At 69.2% G+C, this 25,070-nt stretch carries 24 protein-coding genes; 12 read left to right on the forward strand and 12 right to left on the reverse strand.

Annotated elements, in window-relative coordinates; all coding sequences use genetic code 11:
• Positions 1-60: 60 nt before the first annotated feature.
• The 4 genes from HUW62_RS25270 (at position 61) to HUW62_RS25285 (ending at position 3,829) form a co-directional block, all read left to right on the forward strand.
• A complete protein-coding gene (locus tag HUW62_RS25270) occupies positions 61-366 on the forward strand; it encodes a hypothetical protein (RefSeq protein WP_163864195.1) in 306 nt (101 codons plus the stop codon).
• A 73-nt stretch (positions 367-439) separates the two neighbouring features.
• Entirely contained in the window at positions 440-1,264 is an 825-nt protein-coding gene (locus HUW62_RS25275) for a 2,3,4,5-tetrahydropyridine-2,6-dicarboxylate N-succinyltransferase (RefSeq protein ID WP_163864194.1), read from the forward strand.
• A gap of 42 nt (positions 1,265-1,306) precedes the next feature.
• Positions 1,307-1,963: a cupin domain-containing protein gene (locus HUW62_RS25280; RefSeq protein ID WP_163864193.1), complete on the forward strand. Its 657-nt coding sequence runs from the start codon at positions 1,307-1,309 to the stop codon at positions 1,961-1,963.
• Between the two features lie 108 nt (positions 1,964-2,071).
• Positions 2,072-3,829: a hypothetical protein gene (locus tag HUW62_RS25285; protein WP_176435848.1), complete on the forward strand. Its 1,758-nt coding sequence runs from the start codon at positions 2,072-2,074 to the stop codon at positions 3,827-3,829.
• Positions 3,830-3,881: 52 nt separating this feature from the next.
• On the opposite strand, the gene HUW62_RS25290 is transcribed toward HUW62_RS25285, so the two are convergent.
• Entirely contained in the window at positions 3,882-5,615 is a 1,734-nt protein-coding gene (locus tag HUW62_RS25290) for an ankyrin repeat domain-containing protein (protein WP_176435849.1), read from the reverse strand.
• A 244-nt stretch (positions 5,616-5,859) separates the two neighbouring features.
• Between HUW62_RS25290 and dapE the strand changes: the two genes are divergently transcribed.
• The 3 genes from dapE (at position 5,860) to HUW62_RS25305 (ending at position 8,921) form a co-directional block, all read left to right on the forward strand.
• Complete coding sequence (dapE, locus tag HUW62_RS25295) at positions 5,860-6,942, forward strand: succinyl-diaminopimelate desuccinylase (protein ID WP_163864190.1); 1,083 nt, start codon at positions 5,860-5,862, stop codon at positions 6,940-6,942.
• Positions 6,943-7,014: 72 nt separating this feature from the next.
• Positions 7,015-8,154, forward strand: coding sequence for a sensor histidine kinase (locus HUW62_RS25300; RefSeq protein WP_176435850.1), 1,140 nt, complete (start codon positions 7,015-7,017; stop codon positions 8,152-8,154).
• Positions 8,151-8,921, forward strand: a complete 771-nt coding sequence (locus tag HUW62_RS25305; protein ID WP_176435851.1) for a LytTR family DNA-binding domain-containing protein — start codon at positions 8,151-8,153, stop codon at positions 8,919-8,921. The genes HUW62_RS25300 and HUW62_RS25305 overlap by 4 nt, the downstream gene beginning before the upstream one ends.
• Before the next feature lie 13 nt (positions 8,922-8,934).
• On the opposite strand, the gene HUW62_RS25310 is transcribed toward HUW62_RS25305, so the two are convergent.
• Both HUW62_RS25310 and HUW62_RS25315 read right to left on the reverse strand, forming a co-directional pair.
• A complete protein-coding gene (locus HUW62_RS25310) occupies positions 8,935-9,171 on the reverse strand; it encodes a helix-turn-helix transcriptional regulator (RefSeq protein ID WP_163864187.1) in 237 nt (78 codons plus the stop codon).
• Complete coding sequence (locus HUW62_RS25315) at positions 9,171-9,674, reverse strand: DUF2975 domain-containing protein (protein WP_163864186.1); 504 nt, start codon at positions 9,672-9,674, stop codon at positions 9,171-9,173. The genes HUW62_RS25310 and HUW62_RS25315 overlap by 1 nt, the downstream gene beginning before the upstream one ends.
• Before the next feature lie 87 nt (positions 9,675-9,761).
• Here HUW62_RS25315 and HUW62_RS25320 point away from each other — a divergent pair, with 87 nt between their 5' ends.
• Both HUW62_RS25320 and HUW62_RS25325 read left to right on the forward strand, forming a co-directional pair.
• A complete protein-coding gene (locus HUW62_RS25320; RefSeq protein WP_176435852.1) occupies positions 9,762-10,670 on the forward strand; it encodes an ABC transporter ATP-binding protein in 909 nt (302 codons plus the stop codon).
• Positions 10,667-11,452 carry an ABC transporter permease gene (locus HUW62_RS25325; RefSeq protein WP_176435853.1) on the forward strand — a complete coding sequence of 262 codons (786 nt, stop codon included), beginning with the start codon at positions 10,667-10,669 and terminating at the stop codon, positions 11,450-11,452. Before HUW62_RS25320 ends, HUW62_RS25325 begins: the two co-directional genes overlap by 4 nt.
• Positions 11,453-11,470: 18 nt before the next feature.
• Here HUW62_RS25325 and HUW62_RS25330 read toward each other — a convergent pair whose 3' ends face one another.
• Entirely contained in the window at positions 11,471-11,851 is a 381-nt protein-coding gene (locus tag HUW62_RS25330) for a hypothetical protein (RefSeq protein ID WP_163864183.1), read from the reverse strand.
• A gap of 171 nt (positions 11,852-12,022) precedes the next feature.
• Here HUW62_RS25330 and HUW62_RS25335 point away from each other — a divergent pair, with 171 nt between their 5' ends.
• Together HUW62_RS25335 and HUW62_RS25340 are read left to right on the forward strand one after the other, a co-directional pair.
• Complete coding sequence (locus HUW62_RS25335; RefSeq protein ID WP_176435854.1) at positions 12,023-13,177, forward strand: lipopolysaccharide assembly protein LapB; 1,155 nt, start codon at positions 12,023-12,025, stop codon at positions 13,175-13,177.
• A 128-nt stretch (positions 13,178-13,305) separates the two neighbouring features.
• Complete coding sequence (locus HUW62_RS25340; protein WP_176435855.1) at positions 13,306-13,713, forward strand: cell envelope biogenesis protein TolA; 408 nt, start codon at positions 13,306-13,308, stop codon at positions 13,711-13,713.
• A 57-nt stretch (positions 13,714-13,770) separates the two neighbouring features.
• Here the strand turns inward: HUW62_RS25340 and HUW62_RS25345 are convergent, their stop codons facing one another.
• From HUW62_RS25345 to HUW62_RS25370, 6 genes are all read right to left on the reverse strand, one after another.
• Positions 13,771-15,327 (reverse strand): hypothetical protein, encoded by a 1,557-nt coding sequence (locus HUW62_RS25345; protein WP_176435856.1) that lies wholly within the window; start codon positions 15,325-15,327, stop codon positions 13,771-13,773.
• 189 nt (positions 15,328-15,516) lie between these two features.
• Positions 15,517-16,785, reverse strand: coding sequence for a hypothetical protein (locus HUW62_RS25350; protein WP_176435864.1), 1,269 nt, complete (start codon positions 16,783-16,785; stop codon positions 15,517-15,519).
• 44 nt (positions 16,786-16,829) lie between these two features.
• A complete protein-coding gene (locus tag HUW62_RS25355; protein ID WP_163864366.1) occupies positions 16,830-17,141 on the reverse strand; it encodes a 4a-hydroxytetrahydrobiopterin dehydratase in 312 nt (103 codons plus the stop codon).
• A 55-nt stretch (positions 17,142-17,196) separates the two neighbouring features.
• Entirely contained in the window at positions 17,197-18,582 is a 1,386-nt protein-coding gene (locus HUW62_RS25360; protein WP_176435857.1) for a hypothetical protein, read from the reverse strand.
• On the reverse strand, positions 18,579-20,069 hold the full coding sequence (gene glpK / locus HUW62_RS25365; RefSeq protein ID WP_163864178.1) for a glycerol kinase GlpK: 1,491 nt from the start codon (positions 20,067-20,069) through the stop codon (positions 18,579-18,581). The genes HUW62_RS25360 and glpK overlap by 4 nt, the downstream gene beginning before the upstream one ends.
• A 50-nt stretch (positions 20,070-20,119) precedes the next feature.
• Entirely contained in the window at positions 20,120-21,751 is a 1,632-nt protein-coding gene (locus HUW62_RS25370) for a hypothetical protein (protein WP_176435858.1), read from the reverse strand.
• A 418-nt stretch (positions 21,752-22,169) separates the two neighbouring features.
• Here HUW62_RS25370 and HUW62_RS25375 point away from each other — a divergent pair, with 418 nt between their 5' ends.
• The gene (locus HUW62_RS25375) at positions 22,170-23,135 is read left to right on the forward strand and encodes an MBL fold metallo-hydrolase (protein ID WP_163864176.1); all 966 of its coding nucleotides are present in this window, start codon (positions 22,170-22,172) and stop codon (positions 23,133-23,135) included.
• 4 nt (positions 23,136-23,139) lie between these two features.
• Here HUW62_RS25375 and HUW62_RS25380 read toward each other — a convergent pair whose 3' ends face one another.
• Together HUW62_RS25380 and HUW62_RS25385 are read right to left on the reverse strand one after the other, a co-directional pair.
• Entirely contained in the window at positions 23,140-23,697 is a 558-nt protein-coding gene (locus tag HUW62_RS25380; RefSeq protein WP_176435859.1) for a TetR/AcrR family transcriptional regulator, read from the reverse strand.
• A 23-nt stretch (positions 23,698-23,720) separates the two neighbouring features.
• Positions 23,721-25,064 carry a POTRA domain-containing protein gene (locus tag HUW62_RS25385; RefSeq protein ID WP_255203632.1) on the reverse strand — a complete coding sequence of 448 codons (1,344 nt, stop codon included), beginning with the start codon at positions 25,062-25,064 and terminating at the stop codon, positions 23,721-23,723.
• Between the last annotated feature and the right edge of the window lie 6 nt (positions 25,065-25,070).

Genomic DNA, 25,070 nt, shown 5'->3' on the forward strand with positions numbered 1-25,070 from the left:
GGCGAGGGGTGCTCCCAGGTAGGTGGGGGAAGGCGCAGGTTGGAGGGAGGAGGTGGACGGATGGCCTGGCCCGACACGGCGTCGCCCTATGAGCGGCGCTCCATCATTCGAGGCATGCGCGTGCGCGACGAGGGGGGCGCGTTGCTGGGGTACGTGGCCCTGCTGAGCGGCACGCACATCTATGTGCGGCGCTGGCCGTTCAGCCAGAAGTGGGGACAGGTGCCGCTCTCCCGGGTGCGACACGTGACGCCGGGCACGGTGGAGCTGGAGGGGACGGCGCCCGTGGAGGTGGCGTCCCCCTCGCTGCACGGGGAAATCACCACCCAGACGCTGCCCCTGGTGGATCCGAGCGCGGCGTCGACCTGAGCACGCCGGGCCTGGCCTCGGGCTTGCGGTTGGGTGCGGCGCGGCGCTCCAAATTGTGATTCAAGGAGGCGCCATGTCGCCCATTGACGAGCTTGCCCAGAAGGTCTCCGCCGCGTTCGCGGACCGGACGAAGCTGAAGGACCCGGACTTCGTGTCCGCCGTGCGCGAGACGGTGGCGCGGCTGGACTCGGGCGAGCTGCGCGTGGCGGAGAAGGGCCCGGAGGGCTGGAAGGTCCACGCCTGGGTGAAGGAGGCCATCCTCCTGTTCTTCGCCGTGTCGGAGATGCAGGTGATGGAGGTGGGGCCCTTCGAGTTCCACGACAAGGTCCCGCTGAAGAAGGGCCTGGCCCAGGCGGGCGTGCGCGTGGTGCCGCCGGGCACGGTGCGCTACGGCGCCTTCGTGGAGCGGGGCGCGGTGGTGATGCCCGGCTACGTCAACATCGGCGCGCGCGTGGGCTCGGGCACCATGGTGGATACGTGGGCCACGGTGGGCAGCTGCGCGCAGGTGGGCAGCGACGTGCATCTGTCCGGGGGCGTGGGGCTGGGGGGCGTGCTGGAGCCGCCCACCGCGTCGCCCGTCATCATCGAGGACCGGGCCTTCCTGGGCAGCCGCTGCATCGTCGTGGAGGGCGTGGTGGTGGAGGAGGAGGCGGTGCTGGGCGCCAACGTGGTGCTCACCGCGTCCACGCAAATCATCGACGTCACCGGCCCCGAGGAGCGCGTCTACAAGGGCCGCGTCCCCGCGCGCAGCGTGGTGATTCCGGGGATGCGGGAGAAGCAGTTCCCGGCGGGCAGGTTCATGGTCCCCTGCGCGCTCATCATCGGCCAGCGGACACAGTCCACGGACAAGAAGACGAGCCTCAACTCGGCCCTGCGCGACTTCGCCGTGCCAGTCTGAGCGCCAGAAATCCGGAGCGGCTGATACTTCCGTAGAGGGAGTGTGACGGGACGGAATGTGACGATGGAGCACCTCGACGACATCCTGGCCGAGTGGGCCCTGGGTACGCTGGACTCCCCTGCCTGGGAGGCCGCGGAGCGTCATCTGTCCACGTGCTCGCGTTGCCGGGTCGAGGCCGACCGCCTGTCCATGGCTCGCGAGGGCCTGTCGATGGCGGTGCCGCCCGTCGAGCCGCCCGCCGCCGTGCTGCGGGGGTTGATGGAGCGCATGGAGGGGCCGCGTCGCCTGGAGCGCTTCGCGGACCGGGTGGCCGCGTTCTACGACGTGTCGAGGGAGCGGGCGCTGGCGCTGCTGGAGTCGCTCTCGGACGCGTCGCAGTGGATGCCGGGGCCGGTGGAGGGCTCGGAGCTGCTGCCGGTGGAGTCGGGCCCGGGGCGCGAGGGGATGATGGCCGCGGTGCTGCGGCTGAACCCGGGCGTGTATTACCCCAGGCACACGCACCATGGCCGCGAGCTGAACCTGGTGCTGGAGGGCGGGCTGCGCGAGGACGGCGGGCACGAGGTGTGGCCGGGCGAGGAGCTGGAGAAGACGGAGGGCAGTGCCCACGGCTTCAGCGCGCTGCGGGGCCCCGCGTGTCTGTGCGCGACGCTGCTGGAGGGCGCGACGGAGTTCGAGGAAGAACTCGCCACGCCCGGGTGAGTTGTCATAGCCTCCCAGACATCTGGCGCCCCTACTTCGTCCATGAGTCCCTGATGGCTTGCCTTCAGGGACGGGGCGCCGACTTTTCTTTTCAGGTCGGGAGGGGACATGCCTCAGGTGCTGCGTGAGGTGGTGGGAGCGCTGACACACGAGGGCGCCGCGGCCTTCGACCTGTCCCAGACGGACCCGCTGACGCACCTGACCTTCACCCAGGGTTCGGCGCTGTTCGAGGACAGCTTCTACCGGACCCAGGTGGAGGAGATTCGGAGCTACGCGACGGCGCTGCTCGGGGCGGAGCGTCACGAGCGGGGCTTCGGCTGGAAGTTCGCCGCGTACATGCGCGACCCGGTGAAGGGGAAGGGCAATCGCATCCAGGGGAGTGTCGCGCCGGCCATCCTCGCGGCGGCGGACCCGGACGGGCCCTTCACGGAGGAGTACACGTTCCGCTGTCTGCGACACCGCGCGGATGACGTGGCGGTGTTCCTCACGCACTTCGACAACCTGGGGCTGGGCGAGGTGCCCGAGGCGGCGCGCAAGGGCATGGCGCGGGCGCTGGCGGGCATGGACCTGTACCAGGTGCTCAAGTACGCGGGGCGGCAGTTCCCGCTCACGCGGCGCCGGAAGAACGGCCAGCGCGCGAGCCTGCGGCTGGTGGATGCGATGGGCGTGGCGAAGGCGCACCTGGACGAGCGCACGCTGAAGCTCTACCGCTACCTGCACGCGCCCACGCGCGAGCGCTCGGCCCTGGCGGAGGGGCTGGAGCTGTTGGAGGCGCGCCGCGCGTTCTTCGGCGGCGAGACGAGCGTGGAGCACTTCGTGAAGGGGCGGCTCTCCACGGAGCAGGCGCTGTCGTTCCTGGGGTCGACGCAGGAGACGTGGCGCCGCGTGCTGGACGTGCCGGGGCTGCTGCCGGACCTGGCCTTCAAGGGCTACCTGCGCGCGATGTACCTGGCGGGCATTCCGGTGGACGTGCTGCTGGCGGAGGCGCGCAAGCGTCGCTTCGCGGGGCTGTGGCCGCATCAGGTCTACATGGGGTGGTGGGCGGCGAAGGAGGGCAAGACGCGGGAGGACTCCCAGGGCGAGGACTGCTTCCACGCGGACGCGGTGCCGGCGATTGCTCCCGTGTTCGAGGTCATCCTGGAGAAGGTGTGCGAGGGCTTGTTGCCGGAGGGCAAGAGCCTGGGCATCGCGGATATCTCCGGCTCCATGTTCGGCGCGAAGCTGGGCGGGGCGAAGAGTTCGGCGCACGTAGGTGACGTGGCGGTGGTGCTGGCCGCGGTGATGGCGCGCGAGCTGGGGTACGCGGCGACGTTCTCCGATGACATCTTCGTGGAGGACCGCGCGCCGGGGCAGGGGGTGTTCGACCTGGCCACGAAGCTGCGCGGCGGGCAGGGGTGGGGCGGCACGCAGGTGGTGAACTCGGTGATGAACCTCATCGCCCTGCTGCTGAAGAACCCCTCGCGGCCGAGGCCCCGCACGCTCTACTTCTTCTCCGACATGCAGTTCCATCCGCCGGAGGTCCAGAGCGCGGACCCGGCCCTGGTGGAGTCGCTGCGAAAGAAGGGCCTCGAGTTCGACGCGAGCGTGCCTCCGCTCCAGGCCGTGCTCCGGGCGTGGCACCACGTGCTGGGTCCGGTGGACGTGGTGTTGTGGAACCTGGCGGCCTACGAGAACGCGCCGCTGCCCTCGCGGGTGCCCAACGTGTTGATGCTCGCGGGCTTCGACGCCAACTCGTTCCGCCACGTGTCCGCGTGGCAGGCGTCGGGCAGCCCGGCGCTTCCGGCGAAGGCCCCGGCGGTGACCTCCTCCGACGCGGGTGGCACGAAGAAGCCGGGCGTGGAGCTCGACTTCATCCGGACGTTCTGACGGGCCGCTTCAGGCACGGGAGGGATGTTCCCGTGCCTGCTTCGCGGGGCTCCTACTTCTTCGCCTTCTTGCGGAAGACAGGCAGCCCCTTGCGGATGCGGTCGAAGAGCGCTCCCTTGTCGAGCTGCGGCGTCTCTTCATCCTCGTCGTCGTCCGACTCCTCTTCATCATCGGAGTCGTCGTCCGTTGCTTCTTCGTCGCTGGAGTCCTCGTCGTCCAGCTCCTCCTCGTCGTCGGACTCCTCATCGTCTGACGCGTCGTCGTCGGAGTCGTCTTCATCATCGGACGCGTCGTCGGAGTCCTCTTCGTCCGCTTCTTCTTCGTCGTCGGAATCGACGTCGTCCGAGTCCTCCACGTCGAGGTCGTCCACATCGGAGTCCTCTTCGTCCAGCTCCTCCTCGTCCGACTCCTCTTCCTCGGGCACGTCCTTGGCGCCCTCGAACACCTGGTCGACGAAGATGGCGCGGAGGGAGTCGGCCACGCCATCGCCGTAGCCCTGGGCATACGTGTCGATGTCGAAGTGGTGCTCGGCCTCGACGGTGGCATCGACGGCGTGTTCATCCTCGATGACGACCTTGGCCCGGATGGTGTCCGCGCTCAGGATGTGGTCGTTGTAGTAGCCGAGCACCACGTCCCGCGCCTCGATGTCGCCCCCGACGCTGAACTCTCCGTCGGTGTAGAGGCCGTGGCACTTCAGGTCGCCCAGGATGTTCACGAGCGAGTCATTCCCGCAGTCGCGCACCACGCCGTGCACGATGACGTCCCCTGTCACCGCGAACGGCTTCTGGATGTCCAGGTCGCCGTCCACCTCCAGGTCGCCGTGGTGGAAGAAGGCGCGCTTCAGCGTCAGCGGGCCCTTCAGCCGGACCGTCCGCTCCTCCACTTCGAGCACGTCACTCACGGCCTCCAGCTTGTCCAACGCGTCGTTCGGGTCACCGAAGCTATGCAGCCCCGTGGCCAGCTCCTGCGCCGAACTCACCGCGTGCTTGAAGGAGAGCTTCTTGCCCTCCAGGGCCTTCGTCAGCGCGGCTTCGTCGATGGGGAAGGGCGCGAACGGGTCCGTGCTGTCGTACTGGAAGGGAACGCTCGCCTTGCCTCCGGCGGCCTCCAGCGCGCTGATGGCCGCGACGAAGCCCGGCGTGCGCTTGTTGTGGGCCACCCACACCTCCTCCTTGGTGCGCAGCCCCACGCCCATCGGCGTGCGTCCCATCCCGTCGATGGCACTCACGTCGGCTCCGCGCTCGAGCAGCAGCGTCACGAGCTCCGGCTTGCCCACGGCCATCGCGCGGTGAAGCGGCGTCTGCCCCGAATCGTCCCGCGCGTTGACGGCCGCGCCCGCGTCCAGGACCTCCCGGTAGAGCGCCTCGGTCGACAGTCTGAACGCGCCGCCGCTCCTGTCCTTCACCTCCGAGGGCACCTTGCCGCCCGCGGCGCGCAGCACCCGGATGATCTCCAGCGCCCGGTCCTCGCTGGCCTTGTCCGGCTCGTAGCTGACGGCATGTATCAACGGCGTCTGCTGATGGTCGTCGCGCGCATTCACATCCGCGCCCGCGTCGATGAGCGCCCGAGCCACGTCGACGCTGGGGAGCGGGTCACCCTTCGAGTAGGGCGCCTGCACGGCGAGATGCAGGGCCGTCATGCCGTACTGATTGCCAGCCTTCACGTCAGCGCCTTCGGCAACGGCCTTCTTCACGGCCTCCGCGGTCAGTTCGTTCTTCCAGCGGGCCTTGGCTTCGCAGAGCGAGAGCAAAGCCTGGGTCGCGTCACTGTTCGACTTCGCCGACATTTCAGCCTCGGAGGTGGAAAGCGGCGCGAGTGTCAGGGAACCCCTTCGCACTGTCACCCGCAATCCCGGGGGACTCGTCGCGCACCGCCCGTCCCCTGGAGCACGGGCGGGGCCCCATGTCATGGGTTTTCCACAAATCGATGGTTTCGAACCCCCTCGTTCTGCCTGCTTGCCGACCCCGTTCGTTGTCGCCATGAAGGCGAGACCACCGGGCGGGGGGAGGTGGCGCTATGGTACGCGGCGTATGTCCTCCCAAGACCTCGCCATGAGGCTCGCCCGCACGACGCTCGAGCTGTGCCGCATCTCCAGCCCCATCACCCACGAAGGCCCCATCGCGGACTTCGTCGAGCGCTGGGCGCTCCAGCACTTCCCCGCGGGGGAGGTCTTCCGGGTAGGGCACACGTTGCTGCTCGGTCGCCTGGACGACCCTCGTCCCACGGTGGCGCTCATCGGCCATCTGGACACGGTGCCCGCGCACCCCAGTGACGTGGGGCGGGAGCCTCGCATCGAGGGGGAGCGCGTCTTCGGCCTGGGCGCCTCGGACATGAAGGGCGGGCTGGCGGTGATGATGGCGCTGGCGGAGGACCTGCGCCGCGACACGCTGCCCGTGAATCTCGCGTTCCTCTTCTACGAGCGCGAGGAGGGCGCCTATGCGGAGAGCGGCTTGATTCCGCTCTTCGCGAAGCGGCCGGACCTGGCGGGTGTGAAGTTCGGCATCGCGATGGAGCCCACGGACAGCGAGGTGCAGGTGGGCTGCGTCGGCTCCATGCAGGTGACGGTGCGCTTCACCGGGCGCAGCGCGCACTCGGCGCGGCCGTGGCAGGGGGAGAACGCCATCCACAAGGCGGGGCCGTTCCTCACGGAGCTGCTGGCCCGTCAGCGCGTGGAGGTGGATGTCGACGGCTTCCGCTTCTACGAGGTCATCAACGCCACGCTCGCCAAGGGCGGGCGCGCGCGCAACGTCATCCCCGAGGCGTTCGAGCTGAACCTCAACTACCGCTTCGCGCCGGGCAAGAGCATCGAACAGGCGAAGGCGGACGTGCACGCGCTGGTCGCGGGCCGCGCGGAGGTGGAAATCTCGGACGCGTCGCCCAGCGGGCCCGTCGTCGCCGGCAACCCGCTGTTCCAGAAGCTGCTCGCCATCACCGGACTGCCCGCCGCGTCCAAGCAGGCGTGGACGGACGTGGCCCGCTTCGGCGAGTGGGGCGTGGATGCCATCAACTACGGGCCCGGTGAGACGGCGCAGGCCCATCAGGCCAACGAGAGCGCGCCCATCGCTCCGTTGGCGGTGGCCTACGAGAAGCTGGCCGCGTTCCTCAAGGGTTGACGGGGCGGACTCCGCAAGGAGGGCGCGGGAGGATTAGAATCCACCGCGCCCGCCATGTCGTCGAGTCCTCCCTTGTCATTGAACACCCCCGCTCGCGCCGCCGAGCCCGCTGCCTCCTGGCGCTGGCTTGCGAGCCGCTGGCGTGGAGCCGCGCTGGTGCTGGCGGGCTACACGGTGCTCGCGCTCCTCTATGGCGCGCAGCTCTTCGTCTACCGCGCGTCGCGAGGCGAGCCCCCCAACACTGGCGAGGCCCTGCTGACGGGCGCCATCGTCTGGTACTGCTGGGCGCTGCTCACGCCGTTCATCCTCGCGGTGGCGCGCCGGGTGGCGGCGACGGGGAGGCCCTGGCCCGTGCAGCTCGTGCTCCATGTGCCGCCGGGGTTGTTCTTCGCGGTGCTGCACCTGGGGCTTGTCGCGGTGCTGAGGCAGTTCGTCCAGGTGCCAAACGGAGGCGGGTGGCCGGCGGCGTGGGCGCACTTCACGTGGATGCTGTCGAAGACGACGGACTTCGATTTGCTCGTCTACCTCTCCGTGGTGGGGCTCGATGCGGCGCTCGGGTATTCGCGGAGGATGCGCGAGGAGGCGGTGCGGGCTTCGATGCTCGAGGCGCAGCTCGCGCAGGCGCAGCTCCACCTCTTGCGCAGCCAGCTCCGTCCCCACTTCCTGTTCAACACGCTGCATGCCATCTCCACGCTGATGCACAGGGATGTGGAGTCGGCGGACCGCATGGTGGGGCAACTCAGCGAGTTGCTGCGCGCGAGCCTGGAGCGGGACGGCCGCCACGAAGTGCCTCTGTCCGAGGAGCTGGAGCTGCTGTCGCCCTACCTCGACATCGAGCGCACCCGCTTCTCGGACCGGCTCCAGGTGGAGGTGGACGTGGCGCCGGAGGTGCGTGATGCCCTGGTGCCTCCGCTGCTGCTCCAGCCCCTGGTCGAGAACGCGATTCGTCACGGCATCGCCCCGCGTCGGGGACCGGGCCGTGTCTGGGTTCGCGTGCATCGCGACGGGGAGCGACTGGCGCTGGAGGTGGGTGACGACGGGGTGGGGCCCCCGCCAGGAATCACGGAGCTGCACGAGGGCATCGGCCTGGGGTCCACGCGTGCGCGCCTGGAGCGGTTGCATGGCGCCGAGCAGTCGTTGATGTGGCGGGCCCAGGTGCCAAGTGGCTTTGTCGTCTCGCTCTCGATTCCCTATCGGAGCGCGCGGACATGACGGTGCGCACGCTCATCGTCGATGACGAGCCGCTGGCCCGCGAGCGCCTGCGCATGCTCCTGGCCTCGGAGCCGGACCTGCACCCGGTGGCCGAATGTGGTGACGGGCAGGAAGCCCTGGAGGTGCTGGCTCGGGAGCGGCCCGCGCTGGTCTTCCTGGATGTGGAGATGCCGGAGCGGGATGGCTTCGGAGTGCTGGCCGAGGCGTCGCTGGTGCCCCTTCCCGTCGTCGTCTTCGTGACGGCGTGGCCCCAACACGCGCTGCGGGCCTTCGATGCCGCCGCGGTGGACTATCTGCTCAAGCCCTTCACCGTGGAGCGCTTCCGTCGCACGTTGACGCGGGTGCGTGAGCGGCTGGCCGCGCCTCCGGGCGACTTGCGTCAGCAGCTCCAGCGCTTGTTCCAGGAACTGCGTCCGGACCCAGTTCCTGGGAGCGCGGAGCGCCTGGTGGTGAAGACCGGGAGCCGGACGCTGCTGGTGCCCGTGGAGGACCTCGACTGGGTGGAGTCCGCCGGCAACTACGTCACGCTGCATGTTGGCGCGGAGGAGCACCTGCTGCGCGAGACGATGGCGGAACTGGAAGCGCGGTTGCCGCCGCGTCGGTTCGCTCGGGTGCACCGCTCGGCGCTCGTGAACGTGGACCGCATCGTCTCGCTGTCACCCACGCTGTCGGGGGACCACCGGCTGGTGCTTCGCGATGGGCAGGAGCTGACGTTGAGCCGCACCTACCGGGCCCGACTGGAGCAGGTGCTCGGCCATCCGTTGTGACGGGTGCCCCTGCTCACTCCTCGTCGACGGCCACCAAATCTTCAGGGTCCGGGTCGTACTGGATGAGGTCGCCCGGAGCGCATTCGAGCGCCATGCACAGCTTGGACAGGGTCGAGAACCGGACGCCCTTGACCTTGCCCGAGCGGAACAGGGACAGGTGCGTCTGGCTCACGCCGATCTGCTCGGCGAGCTGCTTCGCCTTCAGTCCCTTCCTGGCGAGCACCTCATCCAGCGTGATTCGAATCGGCATCAGAAAATCTCTTCAAGCTCGCTCTGCAGAGCGAAGGCATGCGTCAGCACGTTGGCGAGGAGCGTCAGCGCGAGACCGACCGCCCCCAGCACGAGTCCACCCACGTCATACGCGATGACATAGCCCGGCTCGAAGCCGATGAGGCGCATCAAGCTCGGGACGATGAACACGCCAAGCAATGCACCCGTGGCCAGCATGACACCGACGCGACTCAAGGCCCGCGTGAGCGTGGGCGTGTAGAACTCCCCGCGCGCGAACGCCGCCAACGCCTGGCGAATCCACCACAGCGCCAGCAGGTAGAAGACCTCGGGAATCGCCGCCACGCCCTGAAAGGCCAGCCGACGCGCTGCTTCCGCGCCACCGCCCCGGTAGAGCGCGAGCGTGACGGCGGAGAACCGCTCCAGCACCAGCAATACCGACAACAGCGCCACCAGCAGCGTCATCACTCGGCGCAGTCGCGCGCTGCGGGTCCGGATTCGCGCCGTCATCGTTTTCGAGGTCATGGCAGGTGGGGAATTTAAGCTTGACTTAAATAAAACGGCCACTAATTTAATTAAGAGTTAAATTTCTCCAGCCTGAGGACAGGCTCCATGCACTCCATCGAAGTGGGCGGGCTGGTCCATCGCTACGGAGGGGACACCGTTCTGGGAGGCATCGACCTCCAGGTGCCTCGCGGAAGCATCTATGGGTTCCTGGGCCCGAATGGCGCGGGGAAGACGACGACGCTGCGGTTGATGCTGGGCCTGTTGCGCAAGCAACACGGTTCCATCCACGTCTTCGGACGAAGCTTCGACGAACATCGCATCGAGATTCTTCGCAAGGTCGGCGCGCTCATCGAGAGCCCCTCGCTCTACGACCACCTCACGGCCGTCGAAAACCTGGAGCTGTTGCAGCGCGTGCATCAATGTCCCCGGGCACGCATCCAGGAGGTCCTCACGCTCGTGGACCTGGCCGACACGAGAGGGAAGACCACCCGCCAGTTCTCGTTGGGAATGAAGCAGCGACTGAGCATCGCCATCGCGCTCTTGCACAGTCCTGAGTTGCTCATCCTGGATGAACCGACCAACGGGTTGGACCCGAACGGCATCATCGAGATGCGCGAGCTGCTCAAGCGGCTGAACCGGGAGCACGGCATCACGATTGTGATTTCGAGCCACCTCCTCCCGGAGATTGAGCGACTGGTGACCGATGTCGGAATCATCAGCCGGGGAACGATGCGGTTCCAGGGCACCATGAGCGAGCTGAAGCAGCGGCGGCACCGTGCGCTCGCCGTCACTGTGCGCACCCGTGATGACGGCAAGGCCCTGCGGCTCCTCACGGAGCAAGGCCTCTCTGTCCGCGCCGAGGAGGGCCAGCTCGTCCTGCCTGGGTCCACGGACGAAGAGGTCGCCACGGTGAACCGGTGCCTCGTGAGCAGCGGCCTGGATGTCTACGAACTCCATGTGGCGCGGAACGACCTGGAGTCCATCTTCATGGAGCTGATTGAAGGTGTCGCGTGAGCCTGGCCTTTGTTCACAGTCTCCAGAGTGAGTGGCTCAAGCAGCGCAAGAGCTTCGCCTCCTGGATGGTGCTGCTGGGGGCGTTCTTCACGCCGGCGGTCATCATCGTGGTCCGGCTGCTTCACCGTGAAACGCTGCCGGCTCTCTACGCCACGGACGGCTTCTGGGCCCTGCTCTGGAAGAACTCGTGGGAGTCAGCGGCCATCTTCTTCCTGCCGATGGGAGGAATCCTGGCGACCACGCTGATGACCCAGATTGAGTACAAGAACAACGCCTGGAAGCTGGTCCACGTGTTGCCGCTGAGCCTGGCGACCATCTACTTCTCCAAGCTCGCCATCATCCTGCTGACGCTCGTGCAGTTCTTCCTGCTGTTCAACGTCGGCATCTACCTGTCGGGCGTCATCCCGCCCCTGCTCGTGTCGGGCGTCCCCTATCCGAAGGGCCCGATTCCCTTCACGCGGTTCCTCGGGGAGAACCTGCTGTTCTTCGTGGACTGCCTGCCCATCGTGGCGCTGCAGTACCTCATCAGCTTGCGCTCCCGGAACTTCCTCGCGCCGATTGGCTTCGGGTTCCTGCTCTGGGTCGGGACGCTGGCCGCGCTGTCCTGGCGGTGGAACTTCCTGATTCCCTACGCCTACACGATGATCGACTACCTGCGGGCCGGGAACAGCAGCAAGGTCGCCGCGCCCCTCGTCGACATCCATTGGATGGCCAGCGGGTACTTCCTCCTCTTCACTGTCGCCGGGTATTGGCTCTTCTCGACTCGGGCTGAGAAGGGCTGAGCGCGTCGGTCCGACTCCTCACGGAGACGAGGATGGTTCCTTCGGGGCGTCGAGAATCGCGAGCGCGAGGGGCTTCGCCTGGCGGTTCAGGTTGATGCCGGGCGCCGCGCGAATCCTCGGGATGGACGCATGGTCTCCGAGCAGGGCGAGGCTCAAGGAGGCCAGCGCGTTCTCATTCAGGGAGTTCGTCGTCGCGAAGAACGGCTCGTCGAGAACGCGATGCAGGGTGGGAATCACGCCCGGGTCTCCCGCGAGGGCACCCCTGACCGCAGACGCGAGCTGCTCGTAACCACTGAGTGGCTTGCCCTGCACGCGAGTCGCCGGCTCCCAGTGGGGCACCTGCTCCAGGAGGATGGCGCGAGCGCGCTCGATGAGTCTCTGCTTCTCCTCGGGCGTCATGGTGGCTCGGGAGGCTAGACGCACCCGCCTGCCTCCGCGAGGGGTTCGTCCTCGCCCGGCCTCGGCTCGTCCCCCGATTCCGCGTCTCATCCCATCCGGGCCCCACTGGACCGCGCCGTCCCTAGCCTTCCGTCCACCAGGGAGGCACCTCGCCTCCCCATGGAGGACGTCATGAGGTCTGTCGTGTGTGTGGGATTGGCTGTGCTCGTCACGGCGTGCGCGGCCGGGAAGTCGGCGCGTGGACATGGAGACGCTGTCACCTCGGAGGAGGGGCGCCGGTTCACCGAGGCGGCCGTCACCGTCATCCAGGCCTACGATTTGGAGAGTCGCTTCAATGAGGCCGCGGCCCTGGGCCGGTTCGCCAGTGAGCGGGCCCGACTCCTGAAGGACCCGGGCGGAGAGGCCCGCCTCCAGGTCGAGCTGGGACGTGTCCTCTCCCGCCAGCTCCGCCATGAGCCCGGAATGGACGCGGGCGCCGTCCTCGACCTGCTGCGTCGAGCACGTCGGCTCGCGGAGGACTCGGGGGACGCTCGCGCGAGGGTGGCCGCGCTGGATGCCGAGGGCATGTTCCACTACTTCGACAAGCTCCTGTCGGGGAAGGGCGAGTGGGCGCCCATCGTCTCCCTCTTCGAGCAGGCCCGCGCCCTGGCCGAGTCCTCCGGGGACACGCGCGGGCACACCGAGGCGCTCTTCCACCTGGGCCTCACCCAACAGTTCCAGGATGACTTCGCGGGCGCGAAGGCGAGCTTCGAGCACTCCCTGGCCCTGGCCCGGTCGTCGGGAGACGCGCTGATGCAGTCCTACGGCCTGCGGCACCTCGCGGGGCTCGCGGAGGACCGGGGGGAGCTGCACCTGACCCTGGAACAGTTCGAGGAGTCGCTGCGCCTGCGGGAGCAGGTGGGCTTTCGAACGGGCCAGATGTTCGCGCTCGTCACGGTGGCCCTGGTCCGCTCCCGGCTGGAGCCCAAGGGCACCTTGGCGCTGGAGCCCGCGCGCAAGGCGCTGGCGCTGGCCCTGGAGCTGAAGGACCCGTCGGGCGAGCGCGAGGCTCGGGCCGCCCTCGGCCGCATCCATCTGCGCCGCGAGGACGCCACCTCCGCGCTCCCCTTCCTGGAGCAGTCCCTCTCCAACGCGGAGTCCCACGAGGACTGGCTCTCGACGGTGGATCTGCTGCTGGATTCGGCGCGGGCCCACGCCCTGCGCGGCGAGCGGGCCCGAGTCGAGGAGCGGCTGCGACAGGCGCGCGCGGTGGCGACGGAGCACGGGCTGACGGCGTCGCTCGCGAAGGTGGATCAGCACGAACGCGAGCTGACGCGCGCACCGTGATGCGCGAAGGCTGACGCGCCATTCGTCCGCTGTCGTTCATCTTCGCGAGGGGATGGCTCTCATCGCGTGCTCATCGGCGTACGCTGTGGGTCGTAATCCATGAAGTTGCCCTCACTGGAGGAGTTGGAATGACTCACGAGACCGTCAATTCGCAAATCACCGATGCCACGGCGCCCACGGACCTGGGTGCGACCTCTGACTCGTCGTCCTCGACGCGCAAGTCGTCCACGCGTCGTCGCCGCGTGACGAAGAAGGCCGCTGGCCGCACCGGTGCCCGTGCGAAGAAGACCACCTCGCGCCGTGCCTCCGCGAAGCGGGGCAAGACCGCCGCTCGCAAGTCGACGACGCGCAAGACGGCCAAGCGGAAGACCGCGGTCCGGGGCACGCGCAAGGGTGCTCGCAAGGCCACCACGCGCAGGACGGCCGCCGCCGGTCGCACCGCTCGCAAGAGCCCGGCCCGGAAGAAGACCGCCACCCGTGGCGTCGCGCGCAAGGGAGCCCGGAAGACCACCACCCGCCGCACGACGCGCCGCTAATCACCCGAGCGCAAGCAAGCGGGGACCCCCTCCAAGGACAGGGTCCCCGCCGCGTGCTCAGCGCTTCATGCGCAGCAGGAACAAATCACTGCGTGCGGGCGCCCTGCGGCCGGTGCCGAAGTCCGACTCCCGGTCGGAGTGACCGAAGAGCAGGGCATCGCCGTCCGGGAGCACCTCCACGAAGCGGATGTCCTCCACGCCATACAGCTCGCCTCGAGGCCGGGGCGGGTCCGACAGATACAGCCTCAACCCGAGCGACGTGCCATCCGCGCCGTAGCGCAGCGCCACGGGCTGCGCCGAGCCGAGCCCGTCCGGCCCCGACGCGCCATCCACGATGAGCGAGTAGGTGAACCCGGCGACGACGAGCCCGCCCGAGGGCTCCACGCCCAGCGCTCCCGCCAGGAGGCCATCGCCCAGGTTGCGGCTCCAGCGCTCCTTGCCCGAGGCATCCGCCGACACCAGGAACGGGCTTGCCCGGTACACGTGCCCCTGCAGCTTCGATGCACCCCACGACACCGTGCCCAGGAAGGAACCCAGCGCCACCACCGTGCCCTGGCCATCCACTCCCACGTCACTCACGGTGCCACGGGCCTGGGCGAGCGGCCTCGCCCACACCAGGGTACCGGTCGCCTCGTACACGGCGACGAACGGGCTTCCATCCTTTGAGGACTCCGTGCTCTGCGTGCCGAACCGGGCCGTGCCCACGTAGCGCCCGCCCACCACGAGCCTGTCACTCGCGCCGCGCGCCAGGGTGGTCACCAGCACCCGCGAGTCCGAACCTTCCGCCCGGCCGATGGACAGCGCGCGCTCGGGCTTGCCGTCCAGCGAGTACGTCACCACCACCGCGCCGGAGCCCACCACGCCGCCGCCGAAGTCCGTGGCGCCCGAGGTGTTGAACGCCACCATCGGCCGCCCCTGGCCATCCAGCACCAGGTCCGCCACGGTGGTGTCTCCCCCCGGAACCGTGGCCGACCAGAGGACTTTGCCCGCCGGGTCCAACCGGACGAGGAAGGCGCCGTCACCCAACTGCTGCGGCTCGAAGTCCACCAGCCCCCGGGCATCCACCGCCACGAAGAGGCCCCCCTCGGGCGCCGGGGCGACGCGCGCATTCACGTCCGCGCGCATCGACGCGGGCAGCTCCGCCACGCGCACGGGGTAGCTCCGCGTCCAACGCACCTCACCCGTCGAGGCGCGCCGCGCGAGCGTCAGCCGCACCGTGTTGTCCGTGGGTTGACGCTCCTGCAGGTCATCCAATTCGTAGAGCGCCGCGGTGAGGAGGTCCCCATTCGCATCCATCGATGCGCCGAGCGCCAGGTCGTCCTGGGCGGTGCCCTCGCGCGCCAGCCACAGCGTGCTCCCGGGTGTCGCCGGAGGAGGAGGCGGTGGTGGCTCTACTGGCGGCGGACCGCCCGCATCCGGAGTCTCCTCGGGAGGTGGCGTCCCCGCGTCGTCTCCCTCCGAAGGTGTCTCCTGTTCGGGACAGTCCCTCCTCGAAGAGTTCGGACAATCGGAAGGCGTCTCGGCCTCCGCGTCATCACAGCCCGTCACCAGCCCCGCCCAGCCCAGCGCTGTCGCGATTGCGACAGTCCGGAACCACCGCCGCCCCTGATGCATGAAGCCTCCTCAGCCTTCCGAGGTTCTCCATGCTGGTAGGTGCCAGCAATACCGTGTGCGACGTCTGCCCGCCCGCCCGCTTCGAGCCGTGCGGGGACTCATTCGCGAGGCGCGCGCGTGCCTCGAATGAGCACCGGAAGTTCGCGGTGAGGGCGTCGCGCTTCCCACGTCGGGCCGCGCGCGCGCCCTTCAGCGCCAGAAGCCCACGGACAGGCCGACGTTGGTGTAGCGGCTCGCCAGGTCGAAGGAGGCGCTGATGGACCAGTCCTCCCAGTAGCGCAGGATGAAGACCTCGAAGCCACCGGTGAGGTGGGGGCGCGGCGGCCGGCCGTCGAAGGGCGAGGGCTCCGCGTACACGCCCGCCCGCAGCCGAATCATCCCCTGCACCGTGTCGTGCTCCACGCCCAACCGGGGGGCGAACTCGGAGCCGGCGCCCACGCGCTCCTCTCCGGCCGTGGACGCGAAGGTGCGCAGCGGCACCGCGTTGTCCACGCCGGACAACAGGTCCACCTGCGCGCTGATGAGCCACCGTCCTGCCGGCGCATCCCGAGGCTCCTCGTCCGGAACCGGCAGCGCGTCCCCTTCGACGATGAGCTGACGCCGGGCGGCGGGAGACAGGCGGTTGTAGCGCTCCGCGCCCTCGCCCAGTCGCCAGCTCGCGCCCACGGAGAGCACCGCCGGAGACACCACCGCGCCGAACAGCGTCCGGTCCGCCAGCACCGGCGCCTGGCCCTCCTCGCGCCTCCAGTCCGCCACGACTTCCGGCCGCACCGTCACGCCCAGCCGCCAGGGGCGCCCATGCGGGCGGTACAACATGTCCACCGCCACGCCCGTGTCGCCGTAGCGCAGCTCCGTCCCGCCCGACGACAGCCGGAAGGACGCCTGCGCCGCGTAGATGCCCAGCGCGAGGATGAAGTCGTCCTGTCCGAAAGACACCGCTCCGGCCAGCACCGACTGCGTCATCGACACGCGGATGCGCTCGCTATCCCCCGCGCAGGCTTCCGTCGCGCAGTAGGTGACGGCGCTGTTGCGCAGCGCGAAGCCGATGCCGAAGCGCTTGTACTGGAGCAGCAGGCCGCCCAGCAGCTGGCGCCGGTCCTGCGACTCGTCCGGGCGCCCGTCGTTGTCCACGTCGCGCCCGCGGGAGCTGGTGAAGGGCAAATCCAACCAGGACAGGGTGACGCCCAAATCCCAGTCCTTCTCCAGCGCCGCGCCCCGGTGGGCCAGCGCCGCCAGGTTGCTGGGAAACCCCGCAGCGCCCTCGGCGATGCCCACGTAGGCGCCGCCCAGCGCCACCACGCGAGCGGAGCCCAGGAGCGCGCCGGGGTTGAAGTACAGCCGCTCCGGACGTGGCTCGGTGGGCTGCTCGTCCTGCGCCCAGGCCGCGGGCGAAAGGCCCAGCACCCCGCACGCACCGAGCGCGCGAAGCCATCCGTTCCACCGCGTCGAGCCGCCCATCCTGGAGTCCATCACGTTGTTGGAGGCACTCACCGCGAAGGGACTCACTGCTCCCGCACCACCTCGGCGAAGAGCCTGTCCGAGTCCGCCGCCAGGGCGGTGTCGCGGAAGGTGAGGCCCCCGGCGTCATGCGTGACGAGCGCCAGCGTCACCTTGCGCCAGCGGATGTCGATGTCCGGGTGGTGGTCCGCCTTCTCCGCCGCCTGGGCCACCTTCTCCACGAAGGCGATGCCCTCCAGGAAGGAGGGCGCCTCGTAGGTGCGGCGAATCATCCCGCCTTCGTGCTTCCAGTCGGGATGCTGGGTGAGGAAGGACTGGAGCGCCTCGGGAGCGAGCAGGGTGCGGTCATGGGCCATGATGACCTCCTTCATATCCGCTCCCGCGCCCGAGGGAAGCCATCCGTGGGTGGCGTCAGGGAGTGGACGTCCAGGGGTAGATGCGCAGCTCGGGAATCACGTCGTGATTCACCGTCCAGGTGAAATGGTCCGAGATGCGCGTAACGGTGGTGTTCGCGCCGCCGCCAGGTACCAACACGAGCAACACCTCACCACGCTCCGAGTCCCAGCGCGGGGTGGCGCGGGGGCCCGTGCTCGAGACGGGAGTGAGGACGGGCAGGGTGGGGCCGTAGCGCAGCTCCGGTTGGTGGAAGGAGAGGCTCGAATCCAGGGAGAGGACGCCTTCTTCCCGTGGACCGTGCTCGGCGGTCACCGTGTAGCGGTGCAGGATGTTGCTGAACCCTTGCGTGGACGTGAGTGTCCCCCGCGTCCACAGCACGCCGTCGCCAAAGCCCTGGGGTTCGCCTTCGAGCGACGTGCAGGGCTGGCCCGTCACGGGCACATAGGTGTCCAGGGGGCCGAGCTGGAAGGGACAGGCCCACGTGCGCGGGACGAAGGTCACCCGCTCCTGTACGCGGCTCACCAGCCAGAGCGTCGCACCCGCGCGCAGCGCCAGCACCTGCGCGCTGTCCGCGCCGAAGGTCATCCCGGGCTGCTCGGCCCACTGGGACGTCGGGACGGGGAGCACGCCCACGCCCTCGCTGAAGGTGTAGCGGTACACGGTGGTGGCATCCAGCACCACGTACTCGTCCTCCGTGGCCAGCCGGGCGTGCGGGGTGTTGTCGGTCGTCGTGCTCGGCGGGAAGGGCGCGGTGCCGGTGAGGACGAGGGGACCCGTGCCCGGGTCGACGTAGCGGCGCACCTGACCTTCGAACATCGACCACACCACGTCACCGGCCACCGCCGTCGCGGGGTTGCGGCCCTGGCCAATCGACTGTTCCGGCTCGCTCGACTCCCGCCAGGCCCGGCCACCGCAGACCCAGGTGCCGCCGTGCGTGCGCGCCAGGAACGGGCAATCGGGCTTGTTGGTCATCCGCGTCACGGTGGAGCGCTGGCGACCGTCCTCCGCCACGAACACGTCGAACTGGCGCAGGCTGCCCACGGGCGAGAAGGCGACGATGAGGTGGTAGCGGCCCGGCATCGTCGGGGTGAAGTGGACGGTGGCCGTCCAGGAGGTCGGGCCCAGCTCGACGGTGGCGGGCACGGGCAGGTTGTACGGGTCCTGGGCCTCGACGGTGACGGATTCGGGTCGCTCGGCGCCCATGTCGCCGCAGGCCGAGTTCGCGCTGGCGGGGATGAGCAGGCTCGCCGGTTGGTTCACCGGCACGAGGAGGGAGGGCGGCTCCACGCTGCTTCCGCCGCCCATGAGGCACTCCTCCGGGATGGGGGCGGGGCAGCCCACCCCGAGGACCAGGGCGAGCACCGCGGCGAGAAGCCGAGGTGTGCGCGCCGCCCGGCTCATGCGCGCTCCACCGCGCGCTTCCACTTGGCCAGGTGGCGCTCGCGCAGGTCGGCCTTCATCTTCGGCTTGAAGACCTTGTCCGCCTTCCACGCCCGGCGGATGGCCTCCGGACTGTCCCAGACGCCCGCGCCCAGGCCGCCGAGGAACGCCGCGCCCAGGCTGGTGGTCTCCAGATTCTTCGGGCGCACCACCGGCACGCCGAGCAGGTCGGCCTGGTACTGCATGAGCAGGTTGTTGGCCGCCGCGCCGCCGTCCGCCTTGAAGACGGGGATGTTCCGGCCGCTGTCGCGGCGCATGGCCTCCGCCAGGTCATGAATCTGCAGGGCGATGCCCTCCAGCACCGCGCGCGCCATGTGGGCCACCGTGGTGGAGCGGTCCATGCCGGCGAACAGGCCGCGCGCCTCGGGGCGCCAGTGCGGCGCGCCCAGGCCGGCGAGCGCGGGGACGAAGACGACGTCGCCGGAGTCCTTCACGCTGGCGGCGAGCGCCTCGATATCCGGCGCGCGCTTGATGACCTTGAGGCCGTCTCGCATCCACTGCACCGCGGCGCCCGCGATGAAGCTGCTGCCCTCCAGCGCGTACGTGGTGGAGCCGGTGCCGCTCAGGCGCCACGCCACGGTGGTGAGCAGGCCCGCCGACGAGCGCACCGGCTCCGTGCCGGTGTTCATCAACAGGAACGCGCCGGTGCCGTAGGTGCACTTGGACTCGCCGGGCTCGAAGCACGCCTGACCGAAGAGGGCGGCCTGCTGGTCCCCCGCCATGCCCGCCACGGGGATGCCGTCTGGCAGGCTGCGCATGCCGCGCGTGGTGCCGTAGACCTCCGCCGAGCCGCGAATCTGGGGCAGGCACGCGGCGGGGACCTTCAGGAGCGCGCGCATCTCGTCGCTCCACTGCAAGGTCTTCAGGTCCATCAGCATGGTGCGGCTGGCATTGGACACGTCGGTGACGTGGGTGGTGCCGCCGGTGAGCTTGTAGACGAGCCACGTGTCGATGGTGCCGAAGCACACGTCGCCTCGCTCCGCCTTCGCGCGAGCGCCCTTGAGGTGCTCGAAGAGCCAGGTGAGCTTGGTGCCGGAGAAGTACGGGTCGACGACGAGGCCCGTCGTCTCGCGCACGCGCGGCTCCACGCCGCGCTCCTTGAGGTGGCGACACATCTCCGAGGTGCGCCGGTCCTGCCAGACGATGGCGCGGTGCAGGGGCTTGCCGGTGTCGCGAGCCCACAGGCCCGTCGTCTCGCGCTGGTTGGTGATGCCCACCGCGGAGATGTCCCGGCCCACCAGCCCCGCGTGCTTCAGCGCGCGGCCGATGCACCACTCGCTGGTGGCCCAGATTTCATCCAAGTCATGCTCCACCCAGGATGGCTTGGGGAAGTGCTGGGTGAACTCCTTGTAGGAGCGACCCACCACCTTGAGCTTCGAGTCGAGGATGGAGACGTGGGTGCCAGTGGTGCCCTGGTCCAGGGCCAGGACGTACTTCGCCTTCGGCATGGGGTGAGTCCTCCCAAAGATTGACGGCGTTGGGAGGACCCTACTCCACGTCAACGGCCGGTGTAGATGCCGATGGCGCCCGGACGGGTGATGGTGTTGGCGCCATCACGTGTGGCCGAGAAGGCCACCAGCACCACGCGCGAGTCGCCCGTGCCCACCACCTGGATGTCCCAGATGGGCTGGCTGGCCAATCCGCCCAGCGCTTTGTTGTGGGTGACGAAGGTGCCCTCGGTGTGAAGGCGCATCAGGCCCCGACCCCAGCGGTGGCCAATCCACAGGCTGCCGTCGCGCGAGTCCCGCTCCAGCGAGGACACGAAGCGCTCCGCCTCTCCCGTCAGCTCATGGTCCACCACCTGCCCCGTGTCGTTCAGCTTGGCCAGGCCCCAGGCGAAGCTGGACACCCAGACGGTGCCGTCCGGCATCAGGGCGACATCGCTCACCAGGTCGTCCTTGCGCTGCGCGGACGTGGGAGGAATGGGCTCGGCCACGGCGTCGGGCCAGATGTCGATGCGGTTGGCGGCGTTCTTCTTGTCCTCGGACTGCTTGCGCGCGGCCTCGAAGTTCCAGGGTGCGCCGGTGCCCGCGTGGCCCACGGCGTTGGTCATGATGCGGAAGCGCGAGCTGCGGATGGCGGTGCCCATCCACACGTCGCCGTCCGGACGCACCGCCACGCCCCACACGTCTCCGGCGAGCCGGCTGTCCTCGTCCGTTTCGTCCGTGCCGTGCATCTGGATTGCGGGGTGGACGTGCTCCATGACGCCGAACTTGCAGCGCTGGCGCAGCTCGCGGTCCACCTCGTTGCCCTGGGAGTCGTGAGTCACATAGGCCCACGTGTTGACGGCGCGGACCTCGGCGTTGGCGCAGGCCTCTCCGCCCGGGTAGTTCGCCTCGCCCCACGCGAGGCCGTGGTTGGCGGCGAACCACAGGCCCTGGGTGGCCTTGTCCCAGACGATGCGGTTCACCGTGCAGAGCTTCTCGCGGTGGCCGTAGCCGGGCACCGAGTGCGCGGGCGAGTGGATGTCATAGTGGACGACGGCCAGGGTGCCATCGACCTTCAGCTCCACGCGGTCCGCGTCGCCGCTCTTGTAGATGGCGGGGTCCTCGGGCTGGCCGGGGGGCTTGTAGAACTCGTTCTCGCAGTGGGGGCGACCCTGGTAGCCGACGAAGACGGTGCCGGGAGGGCCGCCCGTCACCGCGGTCACCTTGAGGTAGCGGTTCTCCGGCAGCGGGTCCTTGCCCTTCCACGCGGCCCAGGGATGCAGGCCGTCCGCCATGGTGAAGCACTGAAAGGTGTTGGCGCCGGGGCGCAGCAGACAGAGGCCGTCCTCGCCGCCCGCGACCCAGATGTTGCCGCCCTCGTCCTGCGTGACGCCGAGCACCTCGCGCGGTCCGCCCTGCGCGGAGCCGAGGAAGCGCCATCCGCTCGCATCCGGAGGAAGGGGAGGGCCGCTGGCTGGACCGGCATCCGGTGTGCCCGCGTCCTCGGGGAGGCCCGCGTCGGGAGGCTCACCCGCATCGGGGACTCCGGCGTCCTCCTCCTCGATGGGCGGTGGGCCCGAATCGGGGAGCTCCTCCTGGTCCTCGATGGGAGGAGCCTGTGTCTCCGCGCTCTCCTTGCAGCCGGCGAGCAAGAGCGCGCCCAGCAATCCCAGCCACCATCGACCTCGTCCGTGCCCGCACATGTCTGCTCCGCCTCCGACGTCCTTGGGCGGACGTCCCTTGAGCGCCGGTGGCTCAAAGGCAAGTCAGGTGCCAGCCGCGCGGAGGCTGGAATGGGCCCCGTCACGGACATGACAGGGTGACGCGAGGGGCGTGAGGAACCCGCGTGCTTCCCACGAGTGGAAGCGCGAAGCCTGGCCCCCGAGGTGGGGAGCCACGTCACGTGGTGAGCAGCGCGGCGCGAACGGAATCCGTCACGACAGTGCACTCGGCGATGCGGGCGTGCCGCTCCTCGTGGCCCGCGTGCCGGGACGGTTGGCGGATTCAAGCAAATCGATGGCCGATGCGCGCAAGCGCGCCAGATGGGACGCGAGCATCTTTCGCCTCGCTCGCTGGGGCCTCGTGTGGAGGTTCCGGCCTTCTCACACGAGGACGACGACCATGGGCTTCACGATGAACGCGAAGGTGTTGATGCTGGGCGCGCTGTGTCTGCTGGGGTGCGCGGGGACCAAGGTGAACCTGGGTGACTCGGAGGTCCAGCACTACACGAGTGACGCGAACGGGTTCGACACGCACTCGTTCTTCTACGACACGGGCGCGGAGGTGGTGGTGTTCGACGCGCAGTTCACCGAGGCGGAGGCGAATCGGGTGCTGGAGCACATCCGCTCGCGGACGGACCACCCCATCCGCTACGTGGTCCTCACGCATCCGAACCCGGACAAGTTCAACGGCGCGGCGGTGTTCCAGCGCGTGGGCGCGAAGGTGGTGGCGAGCGAGGCCACCGCCGCGGCGATTCCCGCCGTGCACGCGTACAAGAAGTACTTCTGGGTGAACATCGCGAAGGCCTTCACCGAGGAGACCTATCCGGCACAGGCCTCGGTGGACGTCACGTTCCGGGGGACGTACTCGCTGCCGCTGGAGGGGGGCGCGAAGGTGGAGCTGACGGAGCTGAAGCACGCGGGAGTCACGGTGACGCAGACGGTGGCGTACGTGCCGGGGCGCGAGGCGCTCATCGTCGGAGACCTGGTGCACCACGGCGCGCATGCGTGGCTGGAGGGCGGGGTGCGTGACGGCAAGGTGGTGCCGGACGTCGAGGCGTGGAAGGCGGCGCTGGAGGAGCTGTCCGCGTGGCCGCGCGCCACGGTGTATGGAGGCCGGGGGACGTCAGCGCCGGTGGCGGAGGCGATTGCCGCGCAGCAGCGCTACCTGGATGGAATGGTGACGGTGGTGACGACGTACGCGGCGGAGCTGGGCGGGCGCAAGGCGGAGCTGTGCGGTGACGCGGCGGCGCCGCACCACGCGGAGCTGGAGAAGCGCGCGGCGGCGGCCTTCCCGGAGTACGCGCTGCCGTACATGGTGCGCTACGGCGTGTACGGGCTCGTCCACCGCGTCGCTTGCGGCGGGTGAGGGCTCACTCAAGGTGGGAGGCGCGCGGTCCTGGCATCAGGCAGAAGCGCACCATGGTGCACTCGATTTGATGCAGTCCCGCCGCGAGTGCACGTGCGGTGGCCCGGGGGTTGGAGACGGTGAAGGCTCTCCGGACCCTGCCTTCCTCGAAGATGGCCTCCAGCAGCGCGAGCTCGCGAGCCCGGGGGCCGGCGAGGCACGGCTCGACGAGGGGAAGGATGTCGCGAAGCGCCGCGGTTGTGATGCGCAGCTCCCGGACCATCCGCTCCACCATCCCCTGGCGGATTTCGATGAACGTCTGCAACCGCACCTCGGGAGTCCGCGCGTCCCAGACCGCGGCCTCGAGTTCGGAGAGGGCCACCGTCCAGACCTGGTCCACCACCGCGTGGAACAGGTCCTTCTTGGTCTTGAAATAGGAGTGGAGCATCCCCGGTGACAGGCTCGCGCTTCGAGCAATGTCTTGCATGGAGGTCTGTGTGAAGCCCCTCCGGGAAAAGGCCTCGCGCGCCGCCGTGAGAATGGCGGCGCGCTGCCTGGGAATCATCGAAACGACGGTCATCATGTGAGCACGCGCTCCGAAGGCCGTTAGAAACCGAAGCCCACCGCCACCGAGGTCACCAGGTCTCCCGACAGCGGGTCCCGGGCCAGCTCGACGCCGACGGCCGGAATCGCCACCTCCCGGACATAGGTGCGGACGCCCACGCCGGGAGAGACGTACTTGAGCAGCGAGTTGCGCCACTCCACCCGGCCCACATCCACGAAGGCATGCGCGGTGAGGGTCAGCATGCTGGGGCTCCAGAGCGGCACCTGGTACTCCAGCGTCGCGGAGCTCGCCATCTCCGCCCACAGTGTCCCGGCGGCGAAGCCCCGGCTCCCCGTGCGGCCTCCCAGGAGCTGCGCATCCAGGAACGCATCTCCTCGTGTCTGCCCGTGCTGGGCCGTCAACGTCAGCGCATGGTTTCCAAAGACAGGCAGCGTGTAGCTCGCGAAGAGCGACACCTGACGCAGCTCGCGAGAGGAGCCCATGACGCCCAGGCCCTCGCGGTAGAGCGCCCGGGCCACCAGTCCCTCGTTGAAATAGAAGTGGAAGTCCTGGCCCAGGTACTCGGCCGAGACGCTCACCCCGTGCACCTCTCCGCGCTGGGGCGTCTCGGGGCCCTCCGGCAAGGCCAATGGCTTGTTGATGAGGGAGAACCAGCCCGCGCCGACATTCAGCTCGGGAGTCACCTGGTAGCCGAGCGTCCCCGCGATGTCGAAGCGCCGGTCCGTGTACGTGTCCATGATGACGTCCCGGACGTGGCGCTCCCGGTCCGTCTTGGAGAACTGGAACGAGAGGAGGCTCGTCCACTGGCTGCCTCCGATGCTCGGGTCCCGGTACATGGAGAACAGGGTGCCTCCCCGGTTGCCCCACATGCCTCCGCCCACCAGCGTCTTGCGCAGCCCGAACAGGTTGCTCTCGACGGCGAAGACACCCGCCTGCCACTGTCCCTTGCCCGAGGAGAAGACGGGGATGGGCAGCAGCGTCCAGCGCTCCTCCACGGTGACTTGGAGTCCGACGCCTTGGCCCTCGGGACGTGTCAGCACCTCCACGCTCTTGAAGAGCTGGAGGTTGAGGAGCCTGCGCTTCAGCTCGTCGGCGTCCCCGGTGGTGAGCACATCCCCCGGAGCCATGCGCATGGCCCGGAGGATGACGGACTCCTGTGTGCGGGTGTTGCCCTGGATGTCGATGCGCTCGATGCGCCCGACCAGCGTCGCGGGCGTGGGTGCCGCGCCTTCGACCGATACTTCTCCAGCGAGTGGCGCGGAGCTGGGACTCGGCGGGGCGGGCACGTCCTGCGCCCGACTCACGAATGGGAGGCCGACGGCATGCAGCACGACGAGGAGCCGGGCGTGATGCAGAGACGCGTTCATCGTGGATGCGTTCTTCATGGCGTT

Source organism: Myxococcus sp. AM011, from assembly GCF_013372595.1.
GTDB lineage: Bacteria > Myxococcota > Myxococcia > Myxococcales > Myxococcaceae > Myxococcus > Myxococcus eversor.

Coding starts and splice junctions, on each gene's coding strand:
- HUW62_RS25270 (WP_163864195.1), top strand. CDS start 61: ATGGCCTGGCCCGACACGGCGTCGCCCTATGAGCGGCGCTCCATCATT.
- HUW62_RS25275 (WP_163864194.1), top strand. CDS start 440: ATGTCGCCCATTGACGAGCTTGCCCAGAAGGTCTCCGCCGCGTTCGCG.
- HUW62_RS25285 (WP_176435848.1), top strand. CDS start 2,072: ATGCCTCAGGTGCTGCGTGAGGTGGTGGGAGCGCTGACACACGAGGGC.
- HUW62_RS25290 (WP_176435849.1), bottom strand. CDS start 5,615: ATGTCGGCGAAGTCGAACAGTGACGCGACCCAGGCTTTGCTCTCGCTC.
- dapE (WP_163864190.1), top strand. CDS start 5,860: ATGTCCTCCCAAGACCTCGCCATGAGGCTCGCCCGCACGACGCTCGAG.
- HUW62_RS25305 (WP_176435851.1), top strand. CDS start 8,151: ATGACGGTGCGCACGCTCATCGTCGATGACGAGCCGCTGGCCCGCGAG.
- HUW62_RS25310 (WP_163864187.1), bottom strand. CDS start 9,171: ATGCCGATTCGAATCACGCTGGATGAGGTGCTCGCCAGGAAGGGACTG.
- HUW62_RS25315 (WP_163864186.1), bottom strand. CDS start 9,674: ATGACCTCGAAAACGATGACGGCGCGAATCCGGACCCGCAGCGCGCGA.
- HUW62_RS25320 (WP_176435852.1), top strand. CDS start 9,762: ATGCACTCCATCGAAGTGGGCGGGCTGGTCCATCGCTACGGAGGGGAC.
- HUW62_RS25330 (WP_163864183.1), bottom strand. CDS start 11,851: ATGACGCCCGAGGAGAAGCAGAGACTCATCGAGCGCGCTCGCGCCATC.
- HUW62_RS25335 (WP_176435854.1), top strand. CDS start 12,023: ATGAGGTCTGTCGTGTGTGTGGGATTGGCTGTGCTCGTCACGGCGTGC.
- HUW62_RS25340 (WP_176435855.1), top strand. CDS start 13,306: ATGACTCACGAGACCGTCAATTCGCAAATCACCGATGCCACGGCGCCC.
- HUW62_RS25345 (WP_176435856.1), bottom strand. CDS start 15,327: ATGCATCAGGGGCGGCGGTGGTTCCGGACTGTCGCAATCGCGACAGCG.
- HUW62_RS25350 (WP_176435864.1), bottom strand. CDS start 16,785: ATGGGCGGCTCGACGCGGTGGAACGGATGGCTTCGCGCGCTCGGTGCG.
- HUW62_RS25355 (WP_163864366.1), bottom strand. CDS start 17,141: ATGGCCCATGACCGCACCCTGCTCGCTCCCGAGGCGCTCCAGTCCTTC.
- HUW62_RS25360 (WP_176435857.1), bottom strand. CDS start 18,582: ATGAGCCGGGCGGCGCGCACACCTCGGCTTCTCGCCGCGGTGCTCGCC.
- glpK (WP_163864178.1), bottom strand. CDS start 20,069: ATGCCGAAGGCGAAGTACGTCCTGGCCCTGGACCAGGGCACCACTGGC.
- HUW62_RS25370 (WP_176435858.1), bottom strand. CDS start 21,751: ATGTGCGGGCACGGACGAGGTCGATGGTGGCTGGGATTGCTGGGCGCG.
- HUW62_RS25375 (WP_163864176.1), top strand. CDS start 22,170: ATGGGCTTCACGATGAACGCGAAGGTGTTGATGCTGGGCGCGCTGTGT.
- HUW62_RS25380 (WP_176435859.1), bottom strand. CDS start 23,697: ATGATGACCGTCGTTTCGATGATTCCCAGGCAGCGCGCCGCCATTCTC.
- HUW62_RS25385 (WP_255203632.1), bottom strand. CDS start 25,064: ATGAAGAACGCATCCACGATGAACGCGTCTCTGCATCACGCCCGGCTC.